This window comes from Pseudomonas sp. PS02303, from assembly GCF_029959925.1.
GTDB classification, from domain to species: domain Bacteria; phylum Pseudomonadota; class Gammaproteobacteria; order Pseudomonadales; family Pseudomonadaceae; genus Aquipseudomonas; species Aquipseudomonas mandelii.
Map to the genome: position 1 here is coordinate 14354 of NZ_JASCOM010000004.1, position 24876 is coordinate 39229.

21 protein-coding genes are annotated in these 24876 nt (G+C 60.4%); 9 read left to right on the forward strand and 12 right to left on the reverse strand.

What is annotated here, in order from left to right; genetic code table 11:
• Positions 1-17 precede the first annotated feature (17 nt).
• Positions 18-443, reverse strand: a complete 426-nt coding sequence (locus QMX98_RS02065) for a potassium channel family protein (protein ID WP_010459314.1) — start codon at positions 441-443, stop codon at positions 18-20.
• 9 nt (positions 444-452) lie between these two features.
• The gene (gene ftsH / locus QMX98_RS02070) at positions 453-2297 is read right to left on the reverse strand and encodes an ATP-dependent zinc metalloprotease FtsH (protein ID WP_010459316.1); all 1845 of its coding nucleotides are present in this window, start codon (positions 2295-2297) and stop codon (positions 453-455) included.
• A gap of 303 nt (positions 2298-2600) precedes the next feature.
• Here ftsH and QMX98_RS02075 point away from each other — a divergent pair, with 303 nt between their 5' ends.
• Positions 2601-3521 (forward strand): universal stress protein, encoded by a 921-nt coding sequence (locus QMX98_RS02075; RefSeq protein WP_154912516.1) that lies wholly within the window; start codon positions 2601-2603, stop codon positions 3519-3521.
• A 96-nt stretch (positions 3522-3617) separates the two neighbouring features.
• Complete coding sequence (locus QMX98_RS02080; protein WP_169857274.1) at positions 3618-5006, forward strand: MBL fold metallo-hydrolase; 1389 nt, start codon at positions 3618-3620, stop codon at positions 5004-5006.
• A gap of 53 nt (positions 5007-5059) precedes the next feature.
• Here QMX98_RS02080 and QMX98_RS02085 read toward each other — a convergent pair whose 3' ends face one another.
• The 3 genes from QMX98_RS02085 to QMX98_RS02095 all read right to left on the reverse strand — a co-directional run bounded on the left by QMX98_RS02085 (position 5060) and on the right by QMX98_RS02095 (position 8454).
• Complete coding sequence (locus QMX98_RS02085) at positions 5060-5602, reverse strand: Hsp20/alpha crystallin family protein (RefSeq protein ID WP_010459321.1); 543 nt, start codon at positions 5600-5602, stop codon at positions 5060-5062.
• Between the two features lie 84 nt (positions 5603-5686).
• Positions 5687-7180, reverse strand: a complete 1494-nt coding sequence (gene arcD / locus QMX98_RS02090) for an arginine-ornithine antiporter (protein WP_077749859.1) — start codon at positions 7178-7180, stop codon at positions 5687-5689.
• 206 nt (positions 7181-7386) lie between these two features.
• The gene (locus tag QMX98_RS02095; RefSeq protein WP_083377029.1) at positions 7387-8454 is read right to left on the reverse strand and encodes an ArsO family NAD(P)H-dependent flavin-containing monooxygenase; all 1068 of its coding nucleotides are present in this window, start codon (positions 8452-8454) and stop codon (positions 7387-7389) included.
• A 210-nt stretch (positions 8455-8664) separates the two neighbouring features.
• Here QMX98_RS02095 and QMX98_RS02100 point away from each other — a divergent pair, with 210 nt between their 5' ends.
• Together QMX98_RS02100 and QMX98_RS02105 are read left to right on the forward strand one after the other, a co-directional pair.
• Positions 8665-11505 (forward strand): cation-translocating P-type ATPase, encoded by a 2841-nt coding sequence (locus tag QMX98_RS02100; protein WP_282410163.1) that lies wholly within the window; start codon positions 8665-8667, stop codon positions 11503-11505.
• 66 nt (positions 11506-11571) lie between these two features.
• Complete coding sequence (locus QMX98_RS02105) at positions 11572-12024, forward strand: hypothetical protein (protein ID WP_282410164.1); 453 nt, start codon at positions 11572-11574, stop codon at positions 12022-12024.
• Positions 12025-12072: 48 nt separating this feature from the next.
• Here QMX98_RS02105 and QMX98_RS02110 read toward each other — a convergent pair whose 3' ends face one another.
• Positions 12073-13437 carry an erythromycin esterase family protein gene (locus tag QMX98_RS02110; RefSeq protein ID WP_282410165.1) on the reverse strand — a complete coding sequence of 455 codons (1365 nt, stop codon included), beginning with the start codon at positions 13435-13437 and terminating at the stop codon, positions 12073-12075.
• A 353-nt stretch (positions 13438-13790) separates the two neighbouring features.
• Here QMX98_RS02110 and QMX98_RS02115 point away from each other — a divergent pair, with 353 nt between their 5' ends.
• Positions 13791-14438 carry a c-type cytochrome gene (locus QMX98_RS02115; protein WP_282410166.1) on the forward strand — a complete coding sequence of 216 codons (648 nt, stop codon included), beginning with the start codon at positions 13791-13793 and terminating at the stop codon, positions 14436-14438.
• Between the two features lie 56 nt (positions 14439-14494).
• Here QMX98_RS02115 and QMX98_RS02120 read toward each other — a convergent pair whose 3' ends face one another.
• The 6 genes from QMX98_RS02120 to QMX98_RS02145 form a co-directional block, all read right to left on the reverse strand.
• Positions 14495-15142 carry a BON domain-containing protein gene (locus QMX98_RS02120; RefSeq protein WP_077749865.1) on the reverse strand — a complete coding sequence of 216 codons (648 nt, stop codon included), beginning with the start codon at positions 15140-15142 and terminating at the stop codon, positions 14495-14497.
• Between the two features lie 207 nt (positions 15143-15349).
• Positions 15350-16051, reverse strand: a complete 702-nt coding sequence (locus QMX98_RS02125) for a VIT family protein (protein ID WP_010459348.1) — start codon at positions 16049-16051, stop codon at positions 15350-15352.
• Between the two features lie 31 nt (positions 16052-16082).
• Positions 16083-17060, reverse strand: coding sequence for an FAD:protein FMN transferase (locus QMX98_RS02130; protein ID WP_282410167.1), 978 nt, complete (start codon positions 17058-17060; stop codon positions 16083-16085).
• On the reverse strand, positions 17044-19224 hold the full coding sequence (locus QMX98_RS02135; protein ID WP_282410168.1) for a PepSY domain-containing protein: 2181 nt from the start codon (positions 19222-19224) through the stop codon (positions 17044-17046). The genes QMX98_RS02130 and QMX98_RS02135 overlap by 17 nt, the downstream gene beginning before the upstream one ends.
• Positions 19225-19249: 25 nt before the next feature.
• Positions 19250-19720 carry a DUF2271 domain-containing protein gene (locus tag QMX98_RS02140; protein ID WP_010459354.1) on the reverse strand — a complete coding sequence of 157 codons (471 nt, stop codon included), beginning with the start codon at positions 19718-19720 and terminating at the stop codon, positions 19250-19252.
• Between the two features lie 92 nt (positions 19721-19812).
• A complete protein-coding gene (locus QMX98_RS02145) occupies positions 19813-20136 on the reverse strand; it encodes a PepSY domain-containing protein (protein ID WP_010459356.1) in 324 nt (107 codons plus the stop codon).
• Between the two features lie 132 nt (positions 20137-20268).
• Between QMX98_RS02145 and QMX98_RS02150 the strand changes: the two genes are divergently transcribed.
• The 4 genes from QMX98_RS02150 (at position 20269) to QMX98_RS02165 (ending at position 24875) form a co-directional block, all read left to right on the forward strand.
• A complete protein-coding gene (locus tag QMX98_RS02150) occupies positions 20269-20928 on the forward strand; it encodes a response regulator transcription factor (RefSeq protein ID WP_010459359.1) in 660 nt (219 codons plus the stop codon).
• Entirely contained in the window at positions 20925-22268 is a 1344-nt protein-coding gene (locus QMX98_RS02155; protein WP_010459360.1) for a HAMP domain-containing sensor histidine kinase, read from the forward strand. The genes QMX98_RS02150 and QMX98_RS02155 overlap by 4 nt, the downstream gene beginning before the upstream one ends.
• Positions 22269-22830: 562 nt before the next feature.
• The gene (locus QMX98_RS02160) at positions 22831-23478 is read left to right on the forward strand and encodes a hypothetical protein (RefSeq protein ID WP_042932140.1); all 648 of its coding nucleotides are present in this window, start codon (positions 22831-22833) and stop codon (positions 23476-23478) included.
• 269 nt (positions 23479-23747) lie between these two features.
• On the forward strand, positions 23748-24875 hold the full coding sequence (locus tag QMX98_RS02165) for a saccharopine dehydrogenase NADP-binding domain-containing protein (RefSeq protein WP_282410169.1): 1128 nt from the start codon (positions 23748-23750) through the stop codon (positions 24873-24875).
• The last annotated feature ends 1 nt before the right edge of the window (position 24876 follow it).

Below are 24876 nucleotides of genomic sequence, written 5' to 3' on the forward strand. Positions count from 1 at the left end.
GCGTGCCTTCGGGCCGGCTATTTGCGCTTCCAGTACTTCTGCATTTCAAGAAACAGGAAGGACGCCGTCCAGGTGATGAGTACCAGACCGGTCAAGGCTTGCAGGCCGGTCAGGTATTTGAGGTTGCCCACCGGTGAAATATCGCCGAAGCCGATGGTCGTGTAGGTGGTGAAGGAAAAGTACACGCAGTCCATGAATGAGCCATCGAAGTTACCCGTCAAGGTGCCCCATTCGCCGGAACGCACCATCAGGTAATAGACCAGTGCGAAGCACCAGACTTCTGTTGCGTGGGCAAACAGGGCACCGAATACCCCGACGACGATCCTGAAGCGGCTCCAGAGTCTCAGGCGGGGCAGCCAGTCGTTCAGGCGTAACAGGCATTCGTAGTGGATGACCACGACGATGATCACCACCAGTGTATTGATCAGCGTGACTGCCAGCATGGCGAACCTCTAGCGATCGCGCAGTGTCACGGCGAGGGGGAGTGTCAGGACCGGCTTCATGGGCTGAAGCGGGGGGAACTCTTCAGGGGTCAAGGTTTCTTTCTCCAGCAAGAGACGGGCCCCGGCGTCCAGATCGGTGCGGCGGCTCTGCAGCAACGCCTTGGCCCGGGTGTAGGCTTCGTCGAGCAGGGCACGGATGCCCAGGTCGATCTCCCTGGCGGTTTGTTCCGAGTAGTCTTTCTCACTGACGCCCTGCATGCTGTCGCCAAGGTAGGTGGCCGTTTTTCGCTCCAGCACCGCCAGACCCAGTTCGGCGCTCATGCCAAACCGGGTGAGCAATTGACGAGCAATATCGGTGGCGCGGGCCAGGTCGTCGGCTGCGCCGGTGGAGATCTGGCCATAAGCAAGGAATTCTGCGGCTCGACCGGCCATCAGCACGGCAATCCGGTCCTTGAGCATCTGGCAGCTGATGAGGAAGTGATCTTCAGTGGGGCGTTGCAGTGTATAGCCCAGCGAGCCAATGGCCCGGGGCACAATCGAGACTTTATGCACGGGGTCCATGGCCGGCAGACTGCTGGCGGCCAGGGCATGCCCCATCTCGTGATAGGCCACCACCTGACGCTCGTCGGCACGCAACACGCTGCTCTTGCGCTCGACCCCGGCGACAATGCGTTCCACCGCTGCGGTGAAGTCTGCAAGATTGACCGCATCAGCGCCGCGGCGCGTAGCGACGATGGCCGCTTCGTTGACCAGATTGGCCAGGTCAGCGCCCGTGAAGCCCGTGGTGATGTCGGCAATCTGCTCGCTATCCAGCGTGGGTTCCACGACGATTTTTTGAAGATGAACCTTGAGGATGGCCTGACGGCCTTTGCGGTCTGGGCGATCAATCAGCAGCTGGCGATCGATCCGACCCGCTCGCAGCAGGGCGGGGTCGAGAATTTCCGGGCGATTGGTCGCGGCGAGTAGAACGACGCCTTCACGCGGATCGAATCCGTCCAGTTCGGCAAGTAATTGATTGAGGGTTTGTTCTTTTTCATCATTGCCGCCAAATGCACCGACGCCACGCATTTTGCCCAAGGCATCCAGTTCGTCGATGAAAATGATACAGGGCGCCGCTTCCCGAGCCTGTTCGAACAAGTCGTGCACGCGGGCGGCGCCGACGCCGACGAACATTTCGACGAACTCAGACCCCGAGATCGAGAAGAACGGCACACCGGCTTCACCGGCGATCGCTTTAGCCACCAGCGTCTTGCCAGTGCCGGGCGGGCCGACCAGCAACGTACCCTTGGGAATGTGCGCACCCAGGCGTGAGTATTTGGCCTTGTCCTTGAGGAATGAAACGATTTCCACCAGTTCGGCCTTGGCTTCATCGATGCCGGCGACATCGGCGAAGGTCACCCCGGTATCGCGCTGGACGAACACTTTGGCGCGGGACTTGCCAATGCTCATCAGCCCGCCCATGCCTTGTTTTTCCGCCAGCCCGCGAAACAGGAAATGCCAGACCACCATGATCAGCACAAAGGGCAACAGCCAGCCCAGCAGGCCACTCAGGAAAGTATTTTCATTGATGCCGGTAAAGCCGACACCTGAATGCGCGAGGTCGCTCGCCAGTGCTGGATCGACCCGCACCGTCGAGAACTGCAGGCGTCCGTCGATGGGCTCTTGAAGCTTGCCGCTGATCTGGTCTTTCTCGATCCGCAAATCGCTGACCTTCTGTTCGCTCAGCAGTTGCAGGAACTGACTGTACGGAATGCTCTGCACCACACGCCGTTCGATAAACAAAAACTGAACGAGGGTCAGCACGACAAACGCGATGGCGAAGTAAGACAGGTTCCATTGGTGGGTTTTTTTCATGGACGTGGCTCAGAGAAGGGGCCGCGGCGGGGATGGCGCAACCGTGAGTCTGGTCAGTGTTTTCTACGCCTGAGCGACAAAAAATCATTGAGTTAAATCAACAATGCTTCTGTGCGCCCGAAGTCGATGGGGACGCCCGCCGAAAGCCTTCCATTAGTTGACAAAGATCAGAGCCACCACGGGATAACGCCTGATACTCAAACAACAGCTTTCCAGCCGCCATCAGCCTGTAGAGCTGCACAAACGCCGACAGGAATCGGGTTTGCGGTAAGGCAATAGGTCGATCCCAGGACGAGGTAGGTGATGCTGAATATCAAACGTATCTTATTGATTGCCCCTTCCGAGATGGTCCGCACCCCGGCATTCGACCGCGCACATGCACTGGCCTGTGCCACCGGTGCCTTGCTGCACATCGTTGCCTTCGACTATGTGCAGGCGCTGGCGGTTGCCGGACTGTTTGACCACGATGCGATGGCTCAGGCGCGGGAAGGCTATTTGCAAGTGCACCGTCACTGGCTGGAGCAGCAGGCCCGGTTCCAGCGGTGCATCGGGTTGCAAGTGACCACTGAAGTGGTCTGGGGCAAATCCAGCCGGTCGAACGTGCTTGAGTACGTCAACGATTTCCATCCGGACCTGGTGATCAAGGACACCCACCATGTACCGGCACTCGACCGCGCGTTCCATCGGCCACTGGACTGGCTGTTGCTGCGCGACTGCCCGTCCCATTTGCATTTGGTCACCGAGGCCAGGAATCCCAAGCCGTTGAACATTCTTGCGGTCATCGATCTGTCCCATCTGGAGGAACTGACGCAGGGTCTCAACGACCGGATTCTCGACCTGGCCTCGACTCTGGCGGCCTCCTGTGGCTCAACCTTGCAACTGCTCAACGTCAGCAGCTGGTCGGTGGTGGGCGACGCAACGATGAGTGTGCCGACGCTGAGTCTGAATGACAGCCTCAGAGATGCGGTCAACGATGCCCAGGAGGAGGCCTTCGAGGCGCTTGCCGAACGCTATGGCATCGACAGGCAACGCCGACACCTGCTGACCGGCATTCCGCACAAAGTCATCGGGCTGTTCGCCAAACGGCACGCATTCGACATGGTGGTGCTGGGGACGGCCTATAGCCATGGGCTCGACCGGTTCATCGGCAGTACCGCCGAGAGCGTATTGAACCGCGCACCGTGCAGTTTGATGTTCGTCAAGCCACGCCCCTGGCTCGACTGAACGGCTACCCGTTGCGCCACAGTTGATAAAAATCAACAGCCCTTGAGCCGAAAGGAGCGATCAATAGCGCTTCCATGAATGTTCAAGGAGACGGCCATGCGAATGACATTTCTTGGTGCTGCGGGCACCGTCACGGGCAGCAAGTACTTGCTGGAGCATCGCGATCAACATGTGCTGATCGATTGCGGTTTGTTCCAGGGCTACAAGCAACTGCGCTTGCACAACTGGGACCCTTTCCAGCTGCCGGTTCGCGACCTCCAGGCCATCGTGCTGACCCATGCCCATCTGGATCACAGCGGCTACTTGCCGGTGCTGGCGCGCAATGGTTATCGCGGCCCGGTGTATGCCACGCCCGCCACCTGTGAACTGGTCAAAATCCTGCTGCGAGACAGTGGTCGCTTGCAGGAAGAAGAGGCCGAATTCGCCAATCGACACGGCTTTTCCAAACACGCCCCGGCCTTGCCGCTTTATACCGAGCAGGACGCCGAACGCGCACTGAAGCTGTTGCATCCGGTTGAGTTGCATCACCGGGTCACGATTGTTCCGGGGCTCAGTATTCTGTTGCGCGGGGCCGGGCATATCCTGGGCGCCGCGACCGTTGAAATCGTCGCCGATGGCATCACGCTGGTGTGTTCCGGGGACCTGGGGCGGCCGAACGATCCGTTGATGTTCGCCCCGGAAACCATCGAACAGACCGATTACCTGCTCATAGAGTCGACCTACGGTGACCGTCGGCACCCTGAAGAGTCGCCGGAGAAGCAACTGGCCGAGGTCATCACCCGCACCGCGTTGCGCCATGGCATCACCCTGGTGCCCTCGTTTGCGGTCGGGCGAGCGCAATTGTTGATGTATCACTTGTACCGACTCAAACAGCAGCACGCGATCCCGGACCTGCCGATCTACCTCAACAGCCCCATGGCGACGGATGTCACGCGCTTGTATCAGCGTTTTCGCAGTGAGCACCGGTTGTCGCTGGAGGACTGCGAAGGCATGTGCCAGGGCACGCATTTTGTGCGGGCGACCCGTGACTCGATCGAGTTGGATCAGCAACGCACCCCGGCAGTGATCATCGCAGCCAGCGGCATGGCGACCGGAGGACGGGTGCTGCACCACCTCAAGGCACTGGCGCCCAATCCGCTCAATACCCTGCTGATCCCGGGCTTTCAGGCCGGCGGCACCCGCGGTGCGCAGATCATCGCCGGTGCGCCTTCGGTGCGTATCCACGGCAAGGAGGTGCCAATCCGGGCCGAGGTGGTGCCGATGGAAACCCTGTCGGCGCACGCTGACGCCGACGAGATCATCGAGTGGTTGCGCGGGTTCAAGCGGCCGCCGAAACACACCTATGTGGTACACGGCGAGCCCAATGCCTCGGATGTCTTGCGCCGGCGCATCAGCCTGGAGCTGGGCTGGTCGGTGTCGGTGCCGGAGTACCGTGACAGCGTCGAGCTCACACCCATCGATCCATCTTCAAGTTCATCGTCCTGATAAAAAAGCCCCCTGGCCGGTTTTCCGGCCAGGGGGCGAGGGCTGCTCGGGACTTACTCGCCCTTGATCGGCACGACTTTGTCCGCTTTCATCGCGTCAGGCTTTTTCGGCAGCGAGATGCTCAGCACGCCTTTGCTGAAACTCGCGTCGATCTTCTCGGCATCGACGCCTTTGGGCAAGCTGAACACCCGTTCGAAGGAGCCGTAATGGCGCTCACTGAGGTGATAGCCTTTGCGTTTTTCCTCCTTGTCTTCTTTCTTTTCCCCTTTGATGATCAGGCTGCCGTTGGACAGTTTGATCTCAATGTTTTTCTGATCCATGCCGGGCAGTTCGGCGGTGATTTCGTAGCTTTTGTCTTTCTCGGTGATGTCCACGGCCGGCAGGCTGGGGACCGTCAACTCCTGCGACCATAAAGGCTCGACATCGAACAGCCCACGACTGAAGGGGGATAGCCCCCGGCCGTGACCAAAGTCCGAGAACAGTTGATCGACCTGCTGCCGGAGTTTTTCCAGAGGTCTCCAAAGGTCTGTCGTGACGGAGGGCTGATTCCCTTTTTCCTCAGTCTTTATCGGCATTTTTTTCACGGAATTGCTCATTTTCAATACTCCTCTTGGGATTGAAGGGTGGACTGAACATCCCTCGCTGCATTCCACCCGGAAAACACTAAGCAGGCCCTTGCGTTACAAGGCCAGCGTCCCGGACCACAGCATCCACCCGGCAAAGGCGGCTGCCGTCCAGATGATGATTAACAGCCCGGTTTCAGGGCCGCTGAGCGGTTGGCCCTGGCGAGACTTCATCGTGACCAGGTAAATCAACGAGCCGGGGGCGTAAAGCAACGCGCTGAGCAGCATGTATTTAGGCCCGGCGGCATACAGCAGCCACGTGCAATACAGCGTGGCGACCAGGGCGATGGCCATGTCGCGCAGTTGCAGGCCCCTGTGACCGGCGTAGGTCTGGCCCTGCCAGGTCAATTTCAGCGCGTACAGACCGCTGAACAGGTACGGCAGCAGAATCATCGACGTGGCCAGGGAAATCAGCGCGAGGTAAGTGGCGCTCGAATACAGCGTCAGCAACAGGAACAGTTGAATGCAGCCGTTGGTGATCCACAGCGCATGGGCCGGCACGCCTTGGGTGTTCTCCACGGCGAGTGTCCCCGGCATGACGTTTTCCTTGGCCGGTGTGAACACCGATTCGGCTGCCAGCAGCGTCCAGGCGAGCAGGGCACCGCCCACCGAAATGATCAAGCCGATGCTGATCAGCACCGCGCCCCATGGCCCGGCCGCCGCCTCAAGCACGCCAGCCATCGACGGGTTTTTCAGCGCCGCCAGTTCTGGCTGTCTGAGAATGCCCAGCGACAACAGGGACACCGCGATCAGCAGCAACAGGGTGATGACAAAACCGATGACCGTGGCACGACCGACGTTGGCCCGTTCTGCGGCTCGGGCGGAAAACACGTTGGCGCCCTCGATCCCGATGAACACCCACACGGTGACCAGCATGGTGCTTTTGACTTGATCAAGCGTGCTGCCCAGTGCCGACGAACCCCAGAAGTCGACCGAGAAGGTTTCTTTCTGAAAGGCCGCGATCACCAAACCGATAAACAGCAGCAACGGCACAATTTTGGCGATCGTCGTCAACGCGTTGGCCCGCGCCGCGGTACGCATGCCCCTGAGGATCATCCAGTGCAACGACCACAGAACCACGGACGCTCCGGCAATGGCCGCTTTGTTATTGCCTTCACCGAACAGCGGGAAGAAGTAACTCAGCGCCGCGAACAGAATCACCAGGTAACTGACGTTGCCGATCCAGGCGCTGATCCAGTAGCCCCAGGCGGAATTGAAGCCGAGGAATTCGCCGCCCAGGGCGCGGGCATAGGCAAACACGCCGTTGTCCAAGGCCGGCTGGCGGTTGGACAAGGTCTGGTAGACCAGGGCCAGGGACAACATGCCGACGCCGGTAATCAGCCAGCCAATCAGAATCGCCCCGGCTCCGGCACTGGCCGCCATGTTCTGCGGCAGACTGAAAATACCGCTGCCGATCATCGAACCGACCACCAGCGCGATCAGCAAACTCAGGGAAAGTCGTTTGGGCTCGACCTTTCGCAAGCTGCCCGCCAACGGATGGGGGACCGTCGGTGGGATGATCGGTTGAGTGCCTTGCAGTTGGGTAGCCATGTCAGCCTCCACGAGACGAGACGAAAGTCCTCTGCACTCACCGCGAATGCGCTGGTGCGAATGCTGGCTCTAAATGTCGGCGTGAATGGGCTGCCCGTCTTTGATTTAAGTCAGAGACAGGGGAAACAGTTTTGCCGGCGTCGGCGAGTTATTAACGAAGGCCCCTGGGGGGATGAATCGCCCCATCGCGGCGATCACCCCTGGATTCAATGTTCGGTTAAAAATCTGTCGATTTCTTCCACGGTGCTGCGTGCTGTGCGCGTGACGCCAATCAGTGTCGCGGAAGCGGCGCCGGTCCAGTCGCCATAGCCCACCAGCCACAAGCGCGGCTCTTGAATGGAATGCGTGCCTTCGACGGCCACGCGCCCATCGGCGGTGCACACGCCCAGTGATCCCAGATAGCCGAGGGCAGGGCGGAAACCGGTGCACCAGATCACCGCGTCGACCGGCGTTTGCGAGCCGTCCGCCCACTCCACGCCAGTGTCGGTAAAGCGCAGGAACGGCCGAACCGCGTGCAATACACCGCGCTCCCGGGCTTCGGCGACTGGCGGCACCATTACGATATCGCCCAAGCCACCGACCGGTTGTGCAATGACGGTGCCGGCGAGTTGGGCTTTCCAGCGTTCGGTGGCGCGTTCGAACAGCACTCGGCCATCGACGTCATCGGCGAGAAACTGTGGCGGCTGCGGCGTGACCCAGGTGGCGTCGGCCACTTGCGAGACTTCAGCGAGGATCTGGGCACCGGAGTTGCCGCCGCCCACCACCAGGACTTTTTTGCCGGCAAACGGCTTGGCGTCGACGTAGTGGGCCGAATGCACTTGCTGGCCGGTAAAGGTTTCACTGCCGGGGTAGTGAGGCAGGAAGGGATGGCGCCAAGTGCCCGTCGCGCTAACCACCGTGCGGGCCAGCCAGCTAAGGCTATCGGTCTTGACGAGCAGCCGATTATCCCGGCGTTCAATAGCGTTCACCCAATAGGGCCGCGCGGTAGGGAATTGGTAGCGTTGCTCATACTCGCGCAGGTAATCGAGGACGTTGTCGCGGCTTGGGTAGCCGTCCGTGACCGGCGGCATCATCCAGCCGGCGATGGAGCTCCAGGTCGAGGGTGAAAACAGTCGCAGGGAATGCCAGCCGTGCCGCCAGGCGCCGCCCGGCCCGGCTTCGGCATCAATAATCACAAACGAACGCCCTGTTCGGCGCAGAAAGTAAGCCACGGCGAGTGCGGACTGGCCACCGCCGATAATTGCGACGTCCACTTCGGTGGGGGTAGAAGGCATGGCGAATCCTCAGGGCGCAAAGTCACGCCAAGATACCCGATGCAGATCGGCTATTTGTTGATGTTGCTCAAGCGTTTAATGCAGCGGCTGATTAAGGGCATGCTGCACAACGCACTCAACCGGTTATCGTCACCTATCATTTCGGTGCATTCGCGTTCGTTACGCTATCAATGGATCAACGGCGCACGCTCCGTTGTAAAAGGGGATCAAATGAATCGCGCAGTTGAGAGTGGTAAACGCCGTATCGTTTCTCCCCACCTCGAAGACGTCGAAACGCTTGTCCGCGAGCTGGACGCTGATCTGCGCGTGGGCTTGTCCAGCGCGCAAGCCCAGGCCCGTCTGAGTCGTGACGGACCCAATGAGTTACGGACCCAACCGGTCAAGCCCGCCTGGCATTATCTTCTGCGGCAGTTTCAAGATCCGCTGGTGTACCTGCTGCTTGTCGCGGTGGGCATCACCCTGGCCATCTGGTTGCTGATGGACCGTCAGGAATGGCCGGTCGATGCGTTGGTGATCACGCTGATCGTGCTGGCTAATGCGTTGCTCGGTTTTTTCCAGGAAACCCGCTCACAGCGAGCTGTTGCGGCGTTGGCCAACCTGACCCAGACCTCTTCTTCCGTCATCCGCGACGGGGCCCTGACGCGAATCCCCAGTCAGCAACTGGTGATCGGTGACCTGCTGGTGTTATCCGAGGGCGATTCGGTGGGCGCCGATGCTCGCCTCATCCAGGCCAATGAATTGCGCGTGCTGGAAGCGTCACTGACCGGAGAGAGTGAAGCGGTGTCGAAAAATACCGCGTGTTCAAGCACCGAGGTGCCTTTGGCAGAGCGCGCCAATATGATTTTCAAGGGCACAGCCATCGCCCAGGGGACGGGAGTCGGCATGGTCACGGCGGTCGGTATGGCGACTGAAGTCGGGGCCATCGCTCATCTGCTGGATGTCACGCCCGAAGAGGTCACACCTCTGCAAAAGGAAGTGCGCGCCATAGGGCGGATGCTCGGCATTGCGGTTCTGGTGATCGCTACGGTGGTCGTCGTGGCCGTGCTGATGCTCACTGACATTCAGACGGTCGACGATGTGCTGCGGGTTTTGCTGCTGGGTGTGTCCCTGGCGGTGGCGGCGGTGCCAGAGGGGCTGCCTGCCGTTCTGTCACTGGTGCTCGCCTTCGGCATGCTGCGCATGGCGCGCAGCAAAGCCATCATCAAGCGACTGTCTTCAGTGGAGACCCTGGGGTCTGCATCGGTCATCTGTACCGACAAGACCGGCACGCTGACCCGTTCCGAAATGACCATCCAGCAAACCATGACTGCGTCGGGTAAAGGAGTGGTCAGCGGTGTCGGCTACGCCCCGCAAGGGCAGATTCATCACCAGGACCTGCCCTTGAGTGGGGGGCCGGTGCACAGCGAAAACGTGCTGTTATTGCGCGGCGGCAGCCTGGCTGGCAATGCCGTGCTGGCGCAGCAGGAAGACGGCACCTGGGTGGTTCAAGGTGATCCGACCGAGGGTGCCTTTCTGGTGGCGGAGCGCAAGCTCGATGCGCCGGCACGCAGCGTGAACCGCTTCGAGCGTGTGGCTGAAATACCCTTTACCTCTGATCGAAAAATGATGTCGGCCCTGGTCATCGATCATGAGCACAACGACGAGCGGCTGTTGATCAGCAAGGGCGCGCCCGATGTGCTCCTCCAGCATTGCACACAAGTCCAGGTCGGCATGGATGTCGTGCCACTCACCGACGACCTGCGTGCAAAAGCCGTGGCTGATGTGAATGAGTTGTCGGGCGTGGGATTGCGCACGCTTTCCGTGGCGTACCGTCCCTTGGCCGCTGGCGAGGAGGTCACGAGCGGTGAACCCCTTGAGGCCGGCCTTGTTTTCATCGGTACGGTCGGCATCAGTGACCCGCCGCGTGAAGAAGTCGCGCCGGCCATTGCCGAAGCCCATCGGGCAGGCATCCGCATCATTATGATCACCGGTGACCATCCGCGAACGGCTGCGCGCATCGCCGAGGATCTGGGCATCATCCAGGCCGGTGCCGGGGCGTTGACCGGGGCCGATCTGGATAAGCTGGACGATGCGGCCCTGGCCGAGGCGGTCCGGTCGACCTCGGTCTATGCCCGTGTGGCGCCCTCGCATAAGTTGCGGATTGTCGATGCGCTGCAAGCGCAGGGGCATGTGGTGGCGATGACCGGCGATGGTGTGAATGACGCTCCGGCACTGAAGTCAGCCGACATCGGCATTGCCATGGGCATTACCGGAACGGAGGTGACCAAGCAGGCGGGAAAAATGATCCTGGCCGATGATAACTTCGCGACCATCGTATTGGCCGTGCGTGAAGGCCGCGGGATTCTGGACAATATCCGCAAGTTTCTTCGTTACTTGCTGTCTTCCAATATGGGCGAGGTGCTGACGGTGTTTCTCGCCGTTGTGGGGGCCAGCGTCATCGGCCTGGTGGATGAGAACGGCGGGATCATCCTGCCGCTGCTGGCCACGCAGATTCTGTGGATCAACCTGGTCACGGATGCGGCACCGGCCATCGCCATGGGCCTTGATCCGCATAGCGAGGATGTCATGACACGCAGCCCGCGCAAGCCTTCGGACCGAATCATCGACACACGCATGTGGGTGGGGGTGTTCGAGGTGGGGCTGGTCATGGCATTGGCGAGTTTGTTAACGGTCGACTGGATGCTGCCGGGAGGGTTGATAGCGGGGGATGCGTCGCTGGAGGAAGCACGCACGGGCGCTTTTACCGTCCTTGTTTTGGCGCAGCTGTTTAACGCGTTGAACGCGCGCTCTGAATCAACCAGTGCGTTTATCGGCCTGTTCGCCAATCGATGGCTCTGGGGCGCCATCGTCCTGGCCATGGTCTTGCAGATTGCAGTGGTGCACTGGGCGCCACTCAACAAGGCGTTCGGCACGAGTGCATTGACGCTCAGCCAGTGGGGCCTTTGTCTGGCAATGGCGAGCCTGGTCTTCTGGTTCAGCGAGCTGCGCAAGCTGTGCAGGCATTGGCACCGTGCAAGACGAGAAGACAGGACACAACTGCACTCAAGTTGATCAAGATCAAACGGCATTTGCTGATCGGCGTCATTGTTTTGATAAACATGGGCGAGAGATACGGTCATGACAGACAACAAACTCGTCAGCAGCGGGGTTCATGTGACCCAAGGCAGAGGGACGGCACTCGGGCACTTGCGCTGGCCGGGTCCCCGTTCCTGGAAACGTGAGGCAACCTTCCTGGTGGCGATCCTGATGGGGCTGACGGCGGGATACTTTACGGTGTCTCATTTCGCCTCCCAGGCGGCGCAAGACTTGGCAGACAGGTGCACAGCGCGTTTTGAGATCGAGCTTGAGAATGCCGACATCGATTCCCTCACAAGAGCCCTGCCTCGGTCATTGTGTGAATGTCTGGCGAATTCGCTCCTCGACAAAAACGGCATTGCGCGGATGGCGATGGTCAACTGGCGCCTGCTTGATCCGTTGGCTCTTGAGCCAGTGACGGAAAAGGATGAGGACAGTTGCATCAACGCGCTGTGGGTGCCCAGTGTTGAATTGGCCAAGCGCCTGAGCATTTGAAGAAGGGGCACCTCGCAGGGGAGCCGCTTTCATCGATCTTGCTGCGCCTCACAAACCAAACGGAAAGGTCTCGTCCTCCGGTTCGATCGCCTGGCCTTTCGGCAGCGCCAGTGCGGTCACGGGGCGGGTCTGTTCGATCCAGATCATCGCGTCAAACTGGTCGGCCAGCGCCGCCTCGAAGTAATGGCTGCGACGCTCGGTTTCAGGACGATAAATCACGCCGATGGCCCGCTCCAGCAATGGCTTGCTCAGGACGCGGCGCAGTTCTTTGCGGCGCGGGTCTCGCCAGTCGGTCAACGACGCTGGAATGCCGGCTTTGAAAAACTGATGCTCCCAGCTGTCCGGGTGCGAGGGCCTGATGTCCTTGATGAGCAGGTCGCCGTCCCAGTCATCGGCCGCCGCCACCTGGCCCCGGTCGGTGCTCATGCCAATCAGCACGACCTCGCGACCATAGGCACTGCGGCATAGATGACCGATATTGAACTGGCCCTTCCAGCCCATTTCGGTGGCGGCCGCATTGCCGATATGGGAGTTGTGCGCCCAGACCACGGCTTTGGCGTGGGGCCCCCGGTGCTCAAGCAGCCGCTGCAGGGTGTCGAACATATGCCGGTCGCGCAGATTCCACGAGGCCGTCGAGCCTCGATAAATCGCGCGGTAGTATTGCTCCGCTGCCTGCACCACCCGGGCGTTTTGCGCCGCATTGAAGAACCCTTCATCATCCCGGACGAGCCCGGCCAGTTGTTTGGCCAGCATGGCGTTGAGTTGCTCGACCACCGGCTGTTCGCAGGGCATCAGGCCGCCGCGTTCGACGAAGTGACCGTACAGCGCCGGATCATCCTGCCACGGCGTCAGGCAGCCATAACGCCGCCGTGCTTCGTGGGCCAACTGCGGGTCGACCTGGTCCAGGTAGCGCAGCACTTCATGAATGGAGTTGCGCAAGCTGTAAATGTCGAGGCCCCGGAATTCGACACGACGTTCAGGGGCGAGTGAGTGATTGAATTGATGCAGCCAGTGGACGAATGAATTCACCTCGGCATTGCGCCACATCCAGGTCGGAAAACGGCTGAAAATGTGACGCTTCCACGCCGAACGGGCCAGGCCCCGGACGTAATGGTCGACATGGCCGGCGTCCGGCCAGTCGGCTTCCACCGCCACAATGTTGAACCCGTGGTGTTCAATCAGCCTTTGGGTGATCGCTGCCCGGGTTTCATAGAAGTCGCGGGTGCCATGGCTGGCCTCACCGATCATGACGACACGGGCATCGGCGTAGCGATCGAACATTTCACCAAAGGTCGATGAGTCCCGCGTCGGCAGGGGTTCTGCGTATTGACGCAGGAGCGGTGCGATGGTGGCCACGTCGATGTGCCGAGGAGAGCCATCCCTGTCCGGCGAGTCGTGGGAGGGGGTGTTCATGACGGTTATCCCCTTGAGTCAGGTCACTGCCACAGGCCTGGCGCGCGTCTTCCATCAGATGCTCTATCGTCTGGTGGGTATTCCAACACCTCGATTCAGACAAATGATTGAGTTTGATCAACAAAGGGGGCAATGCCTTGAGCGATGGTGTTTGAGACAGCGTTCCCGGCACACGGGATATAAGGCGAAGCGATGGCCTTTAGTTCGAATCAGGCTGAACGGTTCGTTGTCATTGACCTGTAACGGGCGGCCTCTGGCTAAGCTCAATTCAGAGGGTCGCTCCGACAGCCTTCAAGGTGTGACGGACGTGTATTGATCGTCGAATCGAGGGTGAGACCATGGAAGCCTGTGACATGAAGCGTACTCCCCGCCAATCACATCGTTTACTTGCCATGTGCATCGTGACGTTGATGGGCTGCACGAGTAGCAACGAGCAGACCTCGCAAGACGCGTCAGCCATGTCCGGTGTCGCCATGGTGGATCAGATCTGCTCCTTGTGTCATGGCTTGACGGGGGAGTCCGTCTCACCGATGTTTCCCAAGCTGGCCGGGCAGCGAAAAGAGTACCTGAAGCTGCAACTGGGCGACTTCAAGCGGCATCTGCGCAGCGATACATCCGGGGCTCAGTACATGCGCGGGTTTGATCATTTGACCGAGACCCAGATCACCGAACTGGCTGATTATTTCTCACGTCAAAGTCCAATGAAGGCGGATGCCGACAGCGCCGATGCCCGGGGTGAATCCATCTTTGGCAACGGCATTCCCGAGTCCGGCGTCGCTCGGTGCGGTTCGTGTCACGGTGCTGGCGGGGAGGGCAATGGCCGGATTCCCCGGGTGGCAGGTCAACATGCGGAGTATGCGATTCGCCAGATCAAGGTGCTGCAGCAGACGGACCAGCGTCCCCGAGACGACTCGATGAAGTCGTCGAATCATTCACTGTCTGAGGCGGACACCGAATCTGTCGCTCGTTACATGGCGACACTCGGCGCCCAGCCACAATGACCTTTGAGTCTCAATACAGCGGCCCGGGGAGATCGCACACTCCCCGGTGCCGTGACTCAGGCGAGCAGTATGTGATCGATCACCTCTTTTACACCGGGTACTGACCAGGCCGCCCGTTCTGCAACCTGACGCTGGCGCCATAAATGGACCCGGCCTTCGAGTATCACCACATCGCCCTGGACCTTGACGTGAATCCCCTCGGCTTCTACCTCGGCATTGCGCTTGAGTGCCGCTTCGATGCTGCGCTGGATATTGCCAGCGTCGACCCGGGGACGAAGGGCGAGCTGATTGTCGATGCCCAGCACGCCGGACAATTTGCGCACGGCCCGTTCCGCGGTTTCTTTCTGGTATTGCCAGTCCACTTGGCCTTCCAGGGTGACCCACCCATGTTGCACGACGACTTTGATGTCGCCTTCGGGCACGTCGGAACTCCAATTGATGATTTTCAACGCGCGACTGGCAATGGTGTCATCTGCCGTGCCGGCGCCTTTCTCGGGGCGGATCTGGATTTCTTCGGCGACGGCGCGTACGCCTTTGAGGCTTTTGACCGCGCGCTCTGCGTCGATTTTCTGGGCATAGGTGGAAACGTGACCGGTGAGGGTCACCACACCATCGTCCACGGCCACGCCAATGTTCGCAGCATTGATTTCAGGCTGGAATTCCAGTTCATCCAGGATGGCATTACGCAGACTCAAATCGTTCATGATGAAGTCCTCTGTGAAGGGCGTTAGACAGGACGGACCGTGAGCGCCCGATAAGTCTTTTCTACGCCTGAACGACAGAGCGTCATTGAGCTATATCAACAATGGGGCAACAGGTCCGTGGTGTCAGAATGCCAATCTGACGAGCGAGTTTGTCGGGGCGTCCTTTTCATCAAGGGACGCCCTTTGTTTTTGCAGGAGGGACGCGCGCTAGACCACAGCGCCAAACAAGTGCCCCACCAGTGCCGTAACCGCCATGGCCAACGCGCCCCAAAAGGTCACCCGCCAGGCACCGGTGATGACCTTGGCGCCGCCGGCCCTGGCGGCAATGGCGCCCAGCGTCCCGAGAAACACCAATGACATGCCCGATATCCAGGGCACCACGCTGTGCTCCGGCGCGACAAACGTCACCGCCAGGGGTAGGGCGGCACCCACCACAAAGCTGGCGGCGGAGGCGAGGGCGGCCTGCAAGGGTTTGGCGGTAAGGGTGGCGCTGATACCCAGTTCGTCCCGGGCGTGTGAACCCAACGCATCATGGGCCATCAATTGATCGGCCACCTGATGCGCCAGTTCGGGTGATACGCCACGGTGCATGTAGATGTTGGCGAGCTCGATGTGTTCGGCTTTCGGGTCACTGGCCAACTCGGCCCGTTCGCGGGACAAATCGGCACGCTCGGTATCCGCCTGGGAGTGTACGGAGATGTACTCGCCTGCCGCCATGGACATGGCGCCGGCCATCAGCCCCGCCATGCCCGTGACCAGCAACGTGGCGTGGCTGGCGTTGGCGGCGGCGACGCCGATCAGCAGGCTGGCGGTGGAGACAATCCCGTCGTTGGCCCCCAGGACGGCGGCGCGCAGCCAGCCGATACGATCACTGCGGTGGGATTCGGTGTGTCTGTGCATGAATTTCATGGTTGAGCGCGACTCACTGTCATTGGGCGGTTCACATCGGGCGGGTTTCAATCTGCGCCTGCAACTGGCCGCCGACAATGGATATTTCCTTGAATTGTTGGCCGTCGCGCAGCACGAACAGCGCGTCCATCCCGCGTTCCTGTGCCAGACGTGGCCCTTCGGTTTCACCCAGCACCATCAGCGCCGTGGCCCAGGCATCGGCGAGCATGCACGAAGCAGCCACCACGGTGACGGCGGCGAGCGGGTTGCACAGCGGCGCGCCGGTGGCCGGGTTCATGGTATGAGCATAGGCTTGACCGGCCACGTCGACCCACTGTCGGTAGTCCCCGGAGGTCGCGATCGCGGCGTCGCCAAGTTCCATCACACCCATGACTTCACGCACGCCCCGGTCAGGCTTTTCCACCGCCACGGTCCAGCACTGGCCGCCGGGTTTGACGCCCCGGGCGCGCATCTCGCCATCGATGCCGACCAGGTAGCGGGTGATGCCAAAACCTTCCAGGCAACGGGCCAACTCATCGACGCCAAACCCCTTGGCGATGCCATTCAAATCAAGGTGCAGCGGCGCGCGTTTGCGCACCTGATTGCGTAACGGGTCGACCACCAACGCGGCGCTGGCTGACAGCCGGGTGCGCGGCGGCATCGTCGCGAGTGTCTGTTCTGTAACGGTCGGGTCTGCGGGGCCGAACCCCCAGGCATTCACCAGATCACCGACGGCAATGTCGAAGGCGCCGCCGGATTGCTGACTGACACGCAGTGCCGCTGACAGCACCGTTGCCAGTTTCTGGGGCACCGAAATCCATTGCTGCTCGGGGGCGGCATTGAGGCGGTTGAGGTCCGAGTCGGGTTTCCAGGTGGACATTTGCTGATCCACCCGGGCCACGGCGCACGCCAGGCGCTGACCCACTTCGTCGGTATCGATTCCGGCCCCGCCATAGAACAGGGCGGTGTAGCGGCTGCCCATGGTTTCGCCGTTCAGGCTGTAGCGCTGCAACTCAGTAGACGTCTTCACGGTAGCGTCCTTGTGCCTTGAGGGTCAGCACCGTCAGGTTGAGAGGTGCCAACACCTCATCGAGGGCGTGCATCACGCCTTTGGCCATTTCGCGACTGCCACACACCAGCACCTGGGCGCCTTTTTCAATCAGTCGACGCAGGGCCTGGGCATCGCCGATCAGCCGGTCTTGCACGTAGCAGCGGTCTTGAACCTGAGAAAAGGCGGCGCGCAATGCCGTCAGGCGCCGGTCGGCCAGGTACTGCTTGAGTTGCGGCTCGTAGAGGAAGTCCGAAGCCGGGTTGCGCCCGCCCCAATACAAGTGCATCGGGTGGTGGGCCGTGTTGTTGCGGATAAAACCGGCCAATGGACCGATGCCGGTACCGGCACCGATCAGGATCACCGGGTGCGTGCCCGACGCCGGGCGAAATTGCGGGTTGGGCTGGATAAACGCTTCGATCGATGCTCCGATGTCCAGGCCATGAAGGAATTCCGAGCACACGCCACCGTTGTGTTTGCGCACGCAGATTTCCAGCACGCCGTCCTGCGAACCGCTGGCCAGCGAGTAAAAACGGGGGATCGGACTGCCCGGAGGCACAATCCCGACCAGGTCACCGGCCAGGAAGTCCGGCAGCGCACCGGGTGCCTTGAAGCGCAAGACGTGGGTCGGTGCGTTCACCTGTTCGCCATAGACGATGCGCTCTGTCAGCAGCAATGGATGGGTCTGTGGCCGCTGCGGGGCATGGACCAGTGTCAGGTCATGTTTGAGCACGTCGCCCAGCGCGTGGCCCCAACGTGCAAATTCCTGAGAGGATTGGCGGTTGACGGTTTCCAGCCCCAGTAACGGCGAGCCACCGGCTTGCAACATCGCGTCCTGCACCTGATGGGCGAACTGACAGAACTGCGCAAACTGGCGGTCACCAAAGCCCAGCACGGCAAAGGGCAGGCCGGGCTTGAGGCCGGTTTTGGCCAGCCGCGCCATGAACTGCGAAGCCGAGGCTGGCGCGTCGCCGTCACCGTGGGTCGCGGTGAGGATGATCACGCGTTGGGCGCTGCGGTAGTCGTTGGCGTATTGATTCATCGCCGCGCTATGCACTCGGTGTCCGGCCAGGTGCAAGGCGTCATGCAAGGTCTTGGCAAAGCCCCAGGTGCTGTTGTTTTCACTGCCCACCAGAATCACGCTGTCGGCAGAGTGGGCAGGGCTGTTGTGGCGGATGTTCGGGCTCGCCTTGCGCCGGCGCCACCACAGCAGAAGGCCGGTGACGCTCATCAACGGCACACAGAGGGCGCAGAGCCCAAGCGGCAGGCCCAGCCACCACAGGCCTTCACCGGTGTGCAGCTGATAGATCAATTCGTAGAGGTTGTGCATCGAGTCGTGGGCCTGGTAGGACAACAAGGCGCCGCTGGCCTGATCCACGTAGCCGTCGCCCTGGGCCGTGCGCAGGGAAAACACGTCCTTCGGGTTGCCAGGACTGGGGTAGACCAGTTCGCGCAGGTCATTCAGATCGGTGGCCTGCAAGGCTTGCAGGCTCGCCACCGGCAAGGCCGGCCCGGCACTGACGTGGGCGGGGAAGGCGGGTTCATTCTGACTGCCGTCGGCGATAAAGCCGAAGGTGGTGGCGGACATATACAGCCCGCTCAAGGCCGACAGCAGCAGCCCGAGCAAGGCCATTCGCCCGACTTCAGCATGCCAGCGCTGGTTGAACGTGCCGCGCAGTGGCCGCAGCAGGTTGCGCCAGCCACCCAGGCGTCGGGCCAGCAACAGCGCGCCGGACACTGACAGCATCAGCATGAACAACGCGCCGACACCCGACACCCCATGGCCCGGTGTGCCAAGGAACATCGAGCGGTGCAGCTCTTTCACCCAACGCGTGAACGCGGAGGGCGCATAAGGCGCGAGGCCTTCGCCAGTCAGTGGGTCGACGGTTTCAGCCCCGGCCTGACCGTTCTGGTTGTAGTAGACGATGACCGTCCCGGACGCTGTGCGCTGGATCTGCTCCACGCCCGGAAAGTGATTGGCCACACGCCCGGCCAATTGACCGACGGTGAGTTGCCCGGCGGCGGTGGGGGTGCTGTGCAAGCGTTCCAGCGCCGGGTCGACCGACAGGATCGCGCCGCTGATGGCCAACAGCATGACCAACAGGGCGGCGATCAGGCCGGACAGGGAATGGGACTGGCGAAGCATGTTCAGCCTCCAGAAAGGGCAGGTGCTACAAATCGTAAGTAAAGGACTCGACATAGGTGCTGCCGGTCGCCGGCTGGCCTGCGCCCTTGGACGTCAGGGGCACGCTGACATCGGCGCGGGCGTCACGTTTGTCCTCGACGGCACTGTCGATGCGGATCTGATACCCGGCATCGATCAGGGTGTCTGCCAGTTCGACGCTGACTTTGAGCGTGCGCCCACTGCCGACACTGGCACCGCTGACGCCGTCGAACTCGCTCGGGTTCATCCCGCTGCCACGGGCCCAGTCGCCTAGGTGCTTGTAGTACTTGGCCTTCTTGCCGGCCACCCACAGGGTTTTCTGGTATTGGCCGTTGGCGTCGGTCACGTAGATCGCCAGGTAGGCATCATTGCCGCTGTAGTCCTTGAGCTGGGTGGTCAGGGTTACTTCCCGGGCCTGGGCCAACCCCGGCAGGGCAATGGCGCCGGCGAGACAGGTGGCTGCGATGATCTTTTTCATGAGGGTGTCCTTGTGATCGTTAGGTCGAGAGCCTGGACCTGCTTGCTGACAGCAACCTGAATCGCAGGAAAAACTCATCGACGGGTGAGGCGTCATTCGGTGAGCGGGCTGCCGAGATAATCCCTGGCATCGCCGTCGTCGCGGAAATGGATCTCGAGCGTGCGCAGGCGCAGCGAGGCTGGTGAGTAGCTGGCTTCGATGGCGTTGCCCTTGCGGTCCAACCCCTTGAGTTCGTAACAACCGTCGTCGACCTTGATGCGTTGTACGCTCCAGCCGTATTGCCGCTCGACCTGCTGTCGCAAAGTCTCGCGCGGTTGCCAGTCGCTCACCGGGTCGCTGCAGTCGTCGTCGGCCATGGCGAAACCGCTAAGCAGCAGACTCAACAGCGCGGCATGGGCAATAAAACCTGATTTCATGATCTGTCTCCTGCCGAGGTCGGCGTCTGTGGCATACCCTAAGGTGCATTCCTGACAACCAGCTGAATCTTCAGATTCACGTCAGGTAAGGCGATTAAGGTGCGGCACGACAACCACCACAGGAGGTGCCAGATGCGGGTTTTATTGGTCGAGGACGCCCCAGGGCTGGGGGAGGCGGTGCGCGAACAGATCGCCGATGACGGTCACGCCGTCGATTGGGTGCAGCGCCTGGACCATGCGCGCAACAGCGTGCGCACCACGCCTTACGACCTGATCCTGCTGGACCTGATGCTGCCGGACGGTCGCGGGCTGGATTTCTTGCGTCAGCAGCGCTCGGCGGGGGACGTGACCCCGGTGATTATCCTGACGGCCCAGGACCAGATTTCCGATCGCATTGCCGGCCTCAATGCCGGGGCCGACGATTATCTGGTCAAACCGTTCGACCTGTTTGAACTCTCGGCCCGTGTGGCGGCGGTGGCCCGACGTTACAGCGGCAACCCCAATCCGCAGATCAGACTTGGTGATGTGCAGGTCGACATGAGCGCCCGCACCGTGCAGCGTGCCGGCACCACCGTGGACCTGACGGCCCGCGAATGGGCGCTGTTCGAAGCGTTCGTGCAGCGCCCCAGCGCGTTGTTGTCCAAGTCGCAGCTCGAAGAGCGGCTGTATGCCTTCGGTGCCGAAATCGAGAGCAATACCATCGAGGTGTACATCAGCCGTCTGCGTAAAAAACTGGGGCGCGATCTGATTGAAACCGTGCGCGGCATGGGCTACCGGTTGGCGGCCGCATGAAGTCTTCTTCGAGCCTGCAAAAACGCCTCGGCCTGGGGCTGACCCTGGGCATGACCTTACTGTGGCTGGGCGCGACGGTCGGCGCCTGGCTGGTGGTGCAACATGAGTTGAACGAGGCGTTCGACAGTGCGCTGGAAGAGACCGCGCAACGGATCTTGCCGCTGGCCGTGCTGGAAATCAGCAACCGGGAGGAACCCCGTGAAGCGCAGCACGTTGCGACGTTGAAAATGCACAACGAATACCTGACGTACCTGGTGCGCGATGCCAGCGGCAAAATCCTGATGCAGTCCCACGACGCCAACCCGAAGATCTTCAGTAAGCGGCCGACCGAAGGATTTTCCACCTCTGAAAAGTACCGTTTGTATGGCGCCAGTGCGTTACGCGAGACGCTGTTCATTGAGATCGCCGAGCCGCTGGGTCATCGCCGTGAAGCCGCGCGGGAGGCTTTGTTTGCCTTGTTGTTGCCGCTGTTGGCGCTGATTCCCGTCAGTCTGTTGGGCACTTGGTTGTTCGTGCGGATCAGCCTGCGCAGTGTGTTGGCGTATCGTCGGGCGGTCGAGGCGCGTGGGGTGGGGGATCTGTCGCCGATCAAGGTGGCTCGCCTGCCCGCAGAAATCGATCCGTTGGCCGAGGCGGTCAACCACCTGCTGGAGCGCTTGCGCAAGGCTCTGGAGGCCGAGCGCAGTTTTACCGCCAACAGCGCCCATGAACTGCGCACGCCACTGGCCGCGACCCTGGCGCAGATCCAGCGCTTACACCACGAGGCGCCCGAAGGTCCGTTGCGGGTGCGGGCGGCGAAGATCGAAAACGCCTTGCGTGAGCTGGCGCGGCTTTCGGAAAAGCTCATGCAATTGGCCAAGGCCGAGGGCGGGGGGCTGTTGTCCGAAACGCCTCAGGACCTGATTCCGTTGCTGGCCCATGGCGTTGATGAGTGGAACCAGCGCAGCGGCCAGCGCATTGAATTGCATTTGCCAGGGCAGGCCAGCGTGTACTCGAACATCGACCCGGATGCCTTTGGCATCTTGTTGCGCAACCTGATCGAGAACGCGCTGAAGTACGGCGCCACCGACCAGCCGATCGAAGTCAGCCTCACCGAACAGGCCCAACTGCGGGTAGTCAATGGCGGCCCGGCGGTACCGGCGTCGGTGTTGCAGCACCTGACCGAGCGTTTTGTGCGAGGTCACAGTGAAATAAGCGGTTCTGGATTAGGGCTGGCGATCGCCAAAACCATTGTCCAAGGGGTCAACGCGAGTATGAAATTGGTCTCTCCTGCAACCGGTCGACAAGAGGGTTTCGAAGTGTGCGTCTGGTTACCGCTCGCGACGGTGATCGGAGACTGACGACGGCCGGGTCATTGTCGTAAGTCCGCTTGCGTTAAAAAGTCCGACTGTTTCAGCGGTGAGGACAGTAAATGAGCGCGGGTCTCTCAGGCACTTGTCGTAAGTAATGCAACAACTAATGGATCCAATGGAAGTATCTGGCGCTCATCTAATTTACGCGGTCCAGTTATCATGCGGCTTTCCGGGAAGTTGCCGACTTACCGTCGGGATGAGTTGCTTTGACTGAAGTAACCGTTTGTCGGTAGTCTGCTCAAAAAATGAACATTCTAGCCTCTTCGCCCTCTGATACTTCAGCATGTCACCATGACGTGCTAATGCTGTCGTAAAAAAGAAGTGGAAAAAAACCTCATGTGCAGTGAATGCAAATGGGGATTTTTTTATCTGAAATTCAGGAGGTAATAACTAAGCCGGTCATTGAATTGCCAGGTAATTCAATGGGCTAAGCAGTGTCAGGTCGACGATTTGGCATATCTTATAAAAAGTAAGATCGCACAGGGTTTGAAGAGCGAAATGCCCTGTTGAAGAACCGATCTGTACTATCGAATAAGGTGGGGAACTTACCGTGGCGATAAATACAATTATGAGCCTGTTGGAAAACAAAGAATGTATGGAATTTTTGCGGCTGGGCGTTATTTACGTTCATTTATTGTCGTGTTGCGTGGCTATTGGTCTGGTGTTGACCAGTGATATTGCAATGGTTAAAGATTTATTGAAACGGAAAACATCCACTGGGCATGATCATGCTCACATGGAAAGTCTGCAGAAGTCGGTGGTGGTTGCGTTAATCGCGTTATGGGTAACCGGTATCGCTGTCATGGGAATTGATTACCTGGATAAAGGTATGAACTACTTCATGAACCCAAAACTTCAAGCCAAAGTTATTATTGTCATGTTGCTGACCTACAACGGCATGTTGTTGCATCGCCTGGTATTGCCCGCTTTGCAAAAGGCCGGCTCCTTGCTCGATCTCGGATTCAGCGCACGGATGCTGGCGCTGTTTTGCGGCTCGCTGTCGGCGGTGTCGTGGATGTACGCGGCCATGCTGGGCGTCGGTCGCCCGTTGGCCTGGAAATACTCGCTTTCCGAACTGTTGATGGCGTATCCGGTGCTGATCGCATTGGGTTTCCTGACCATGCTGGTGTTGACTCAGCGAGTCAAACAACAGGACTACGCCGTTTTCTCTGCGCGGACCGTTGCGAGCCAGTGCTAGGCCCGTTCAGCGCGTAAGTCTGGCGGGCTTGTTTTAAAGCCTGGCAGTGGCGACTTTCTTAGTGCAAGGCAATATAGGCCTGCACTGAGAAGGTCGCTTTTTTTTGCCGCCATCTTGGCGCGTAACTGTAAGCGGGCACGGTGAATGGATGCTCGCTTATGGCTAGCGGTGCTTCGCGGCTTGCCTGTCCGTTCGATATCAGTAAAGCTTTGCCGCGCCCGGTCCCGGGCGGATTGGCTACATGATCCAATGGTTAAGGAAAGCGTTGAATGACACTCAGGGTGATGGTGGTCGGTGGCTACGGAAACTTCGGCAGCATCGTTTGCAGGCATTTAGTTGCGATGCCAGACGTAGAGCTGGTGGTCTCCGGTCGTAACTCACACAAGTTGCAGCGCCAGGTCAATGAACTGAAAACCCAGTCCGGCCGTGTCTGTGAAAGTTGGTGCGGTGATGCCATGGGCAGTGCGTTCGGCTCCGCGCTGAGCGCGATGGGCATCCAGTGGGTCGTGCACACCGGGGGCCCGTTTCAGGGGCAATCCTATGCCGTCGCGCAAAGCTGCATCGACGCGGGCGTGAACTACTGCGATCTGGCTGACTGCCGCACCTTCGTCAATGGCATTGATGTGCTCGACGCGAGCGCAAAACAGGCCGGCGTGGCCGTTCTCAGTGGGTGCAGTTCGGTGCCGACGCTGTCGTCGGCGCTCATCGACCACTATCGATATCGCTTCAAACGTATCGACTCGATTGCGCATGGCATTTCTTCCTCGGCCAAGATGCCCGGCCTCTCGACCGTCGAAGGGGTGCTGGCCTATGCGGGCAAACCAATCAAGCAGCTCAAGAACGGCCAGGTGCACGAAGTGTCGGGCTGGCAGGATTTGACCCTGCGCAAGATGCCGCAATTGGGGACTCGTGTCCTGTCCAATGTCGATGTGCCGGACATGGATATCTTCGCGGCCCGTTACGGCGCCCATACCTTGAGTTTCAAGGCAGGTTCGGGCCTGAAACTCGGTGGCGTGGTCAACTACGTGCTCGCCGAGGCGTTGAGAATCGGGCTGGTGCGGGACTCTGCGGCGTGGGCGGCAAGGCTGCATCGTTGGGGGACGTGGTTTGAGCGATTCGGTGATGGCTTGAGTGCGATGTACATCGACGTCGAAGGGCAGGGCGTTGACGGGCAACCGCTGTCCATGACCGTGCAATTGACGGCGCACAATGACAAGGGCCCTGAAATCCCGAGCTGCGCGGCTGTCGCCCTGGTAGCAAAACGGGTCGCGGGTTACGTGCCGGCACCCGGCGCCCGTCCCTGCGTGGGCGAGATCAGCGTCGACGAGTACATGGCCGCGATCAACGACCCCGCCAATCTGCAGCTGTCCGTGCGCTTTTCTGACGAGCAGGGCTGAG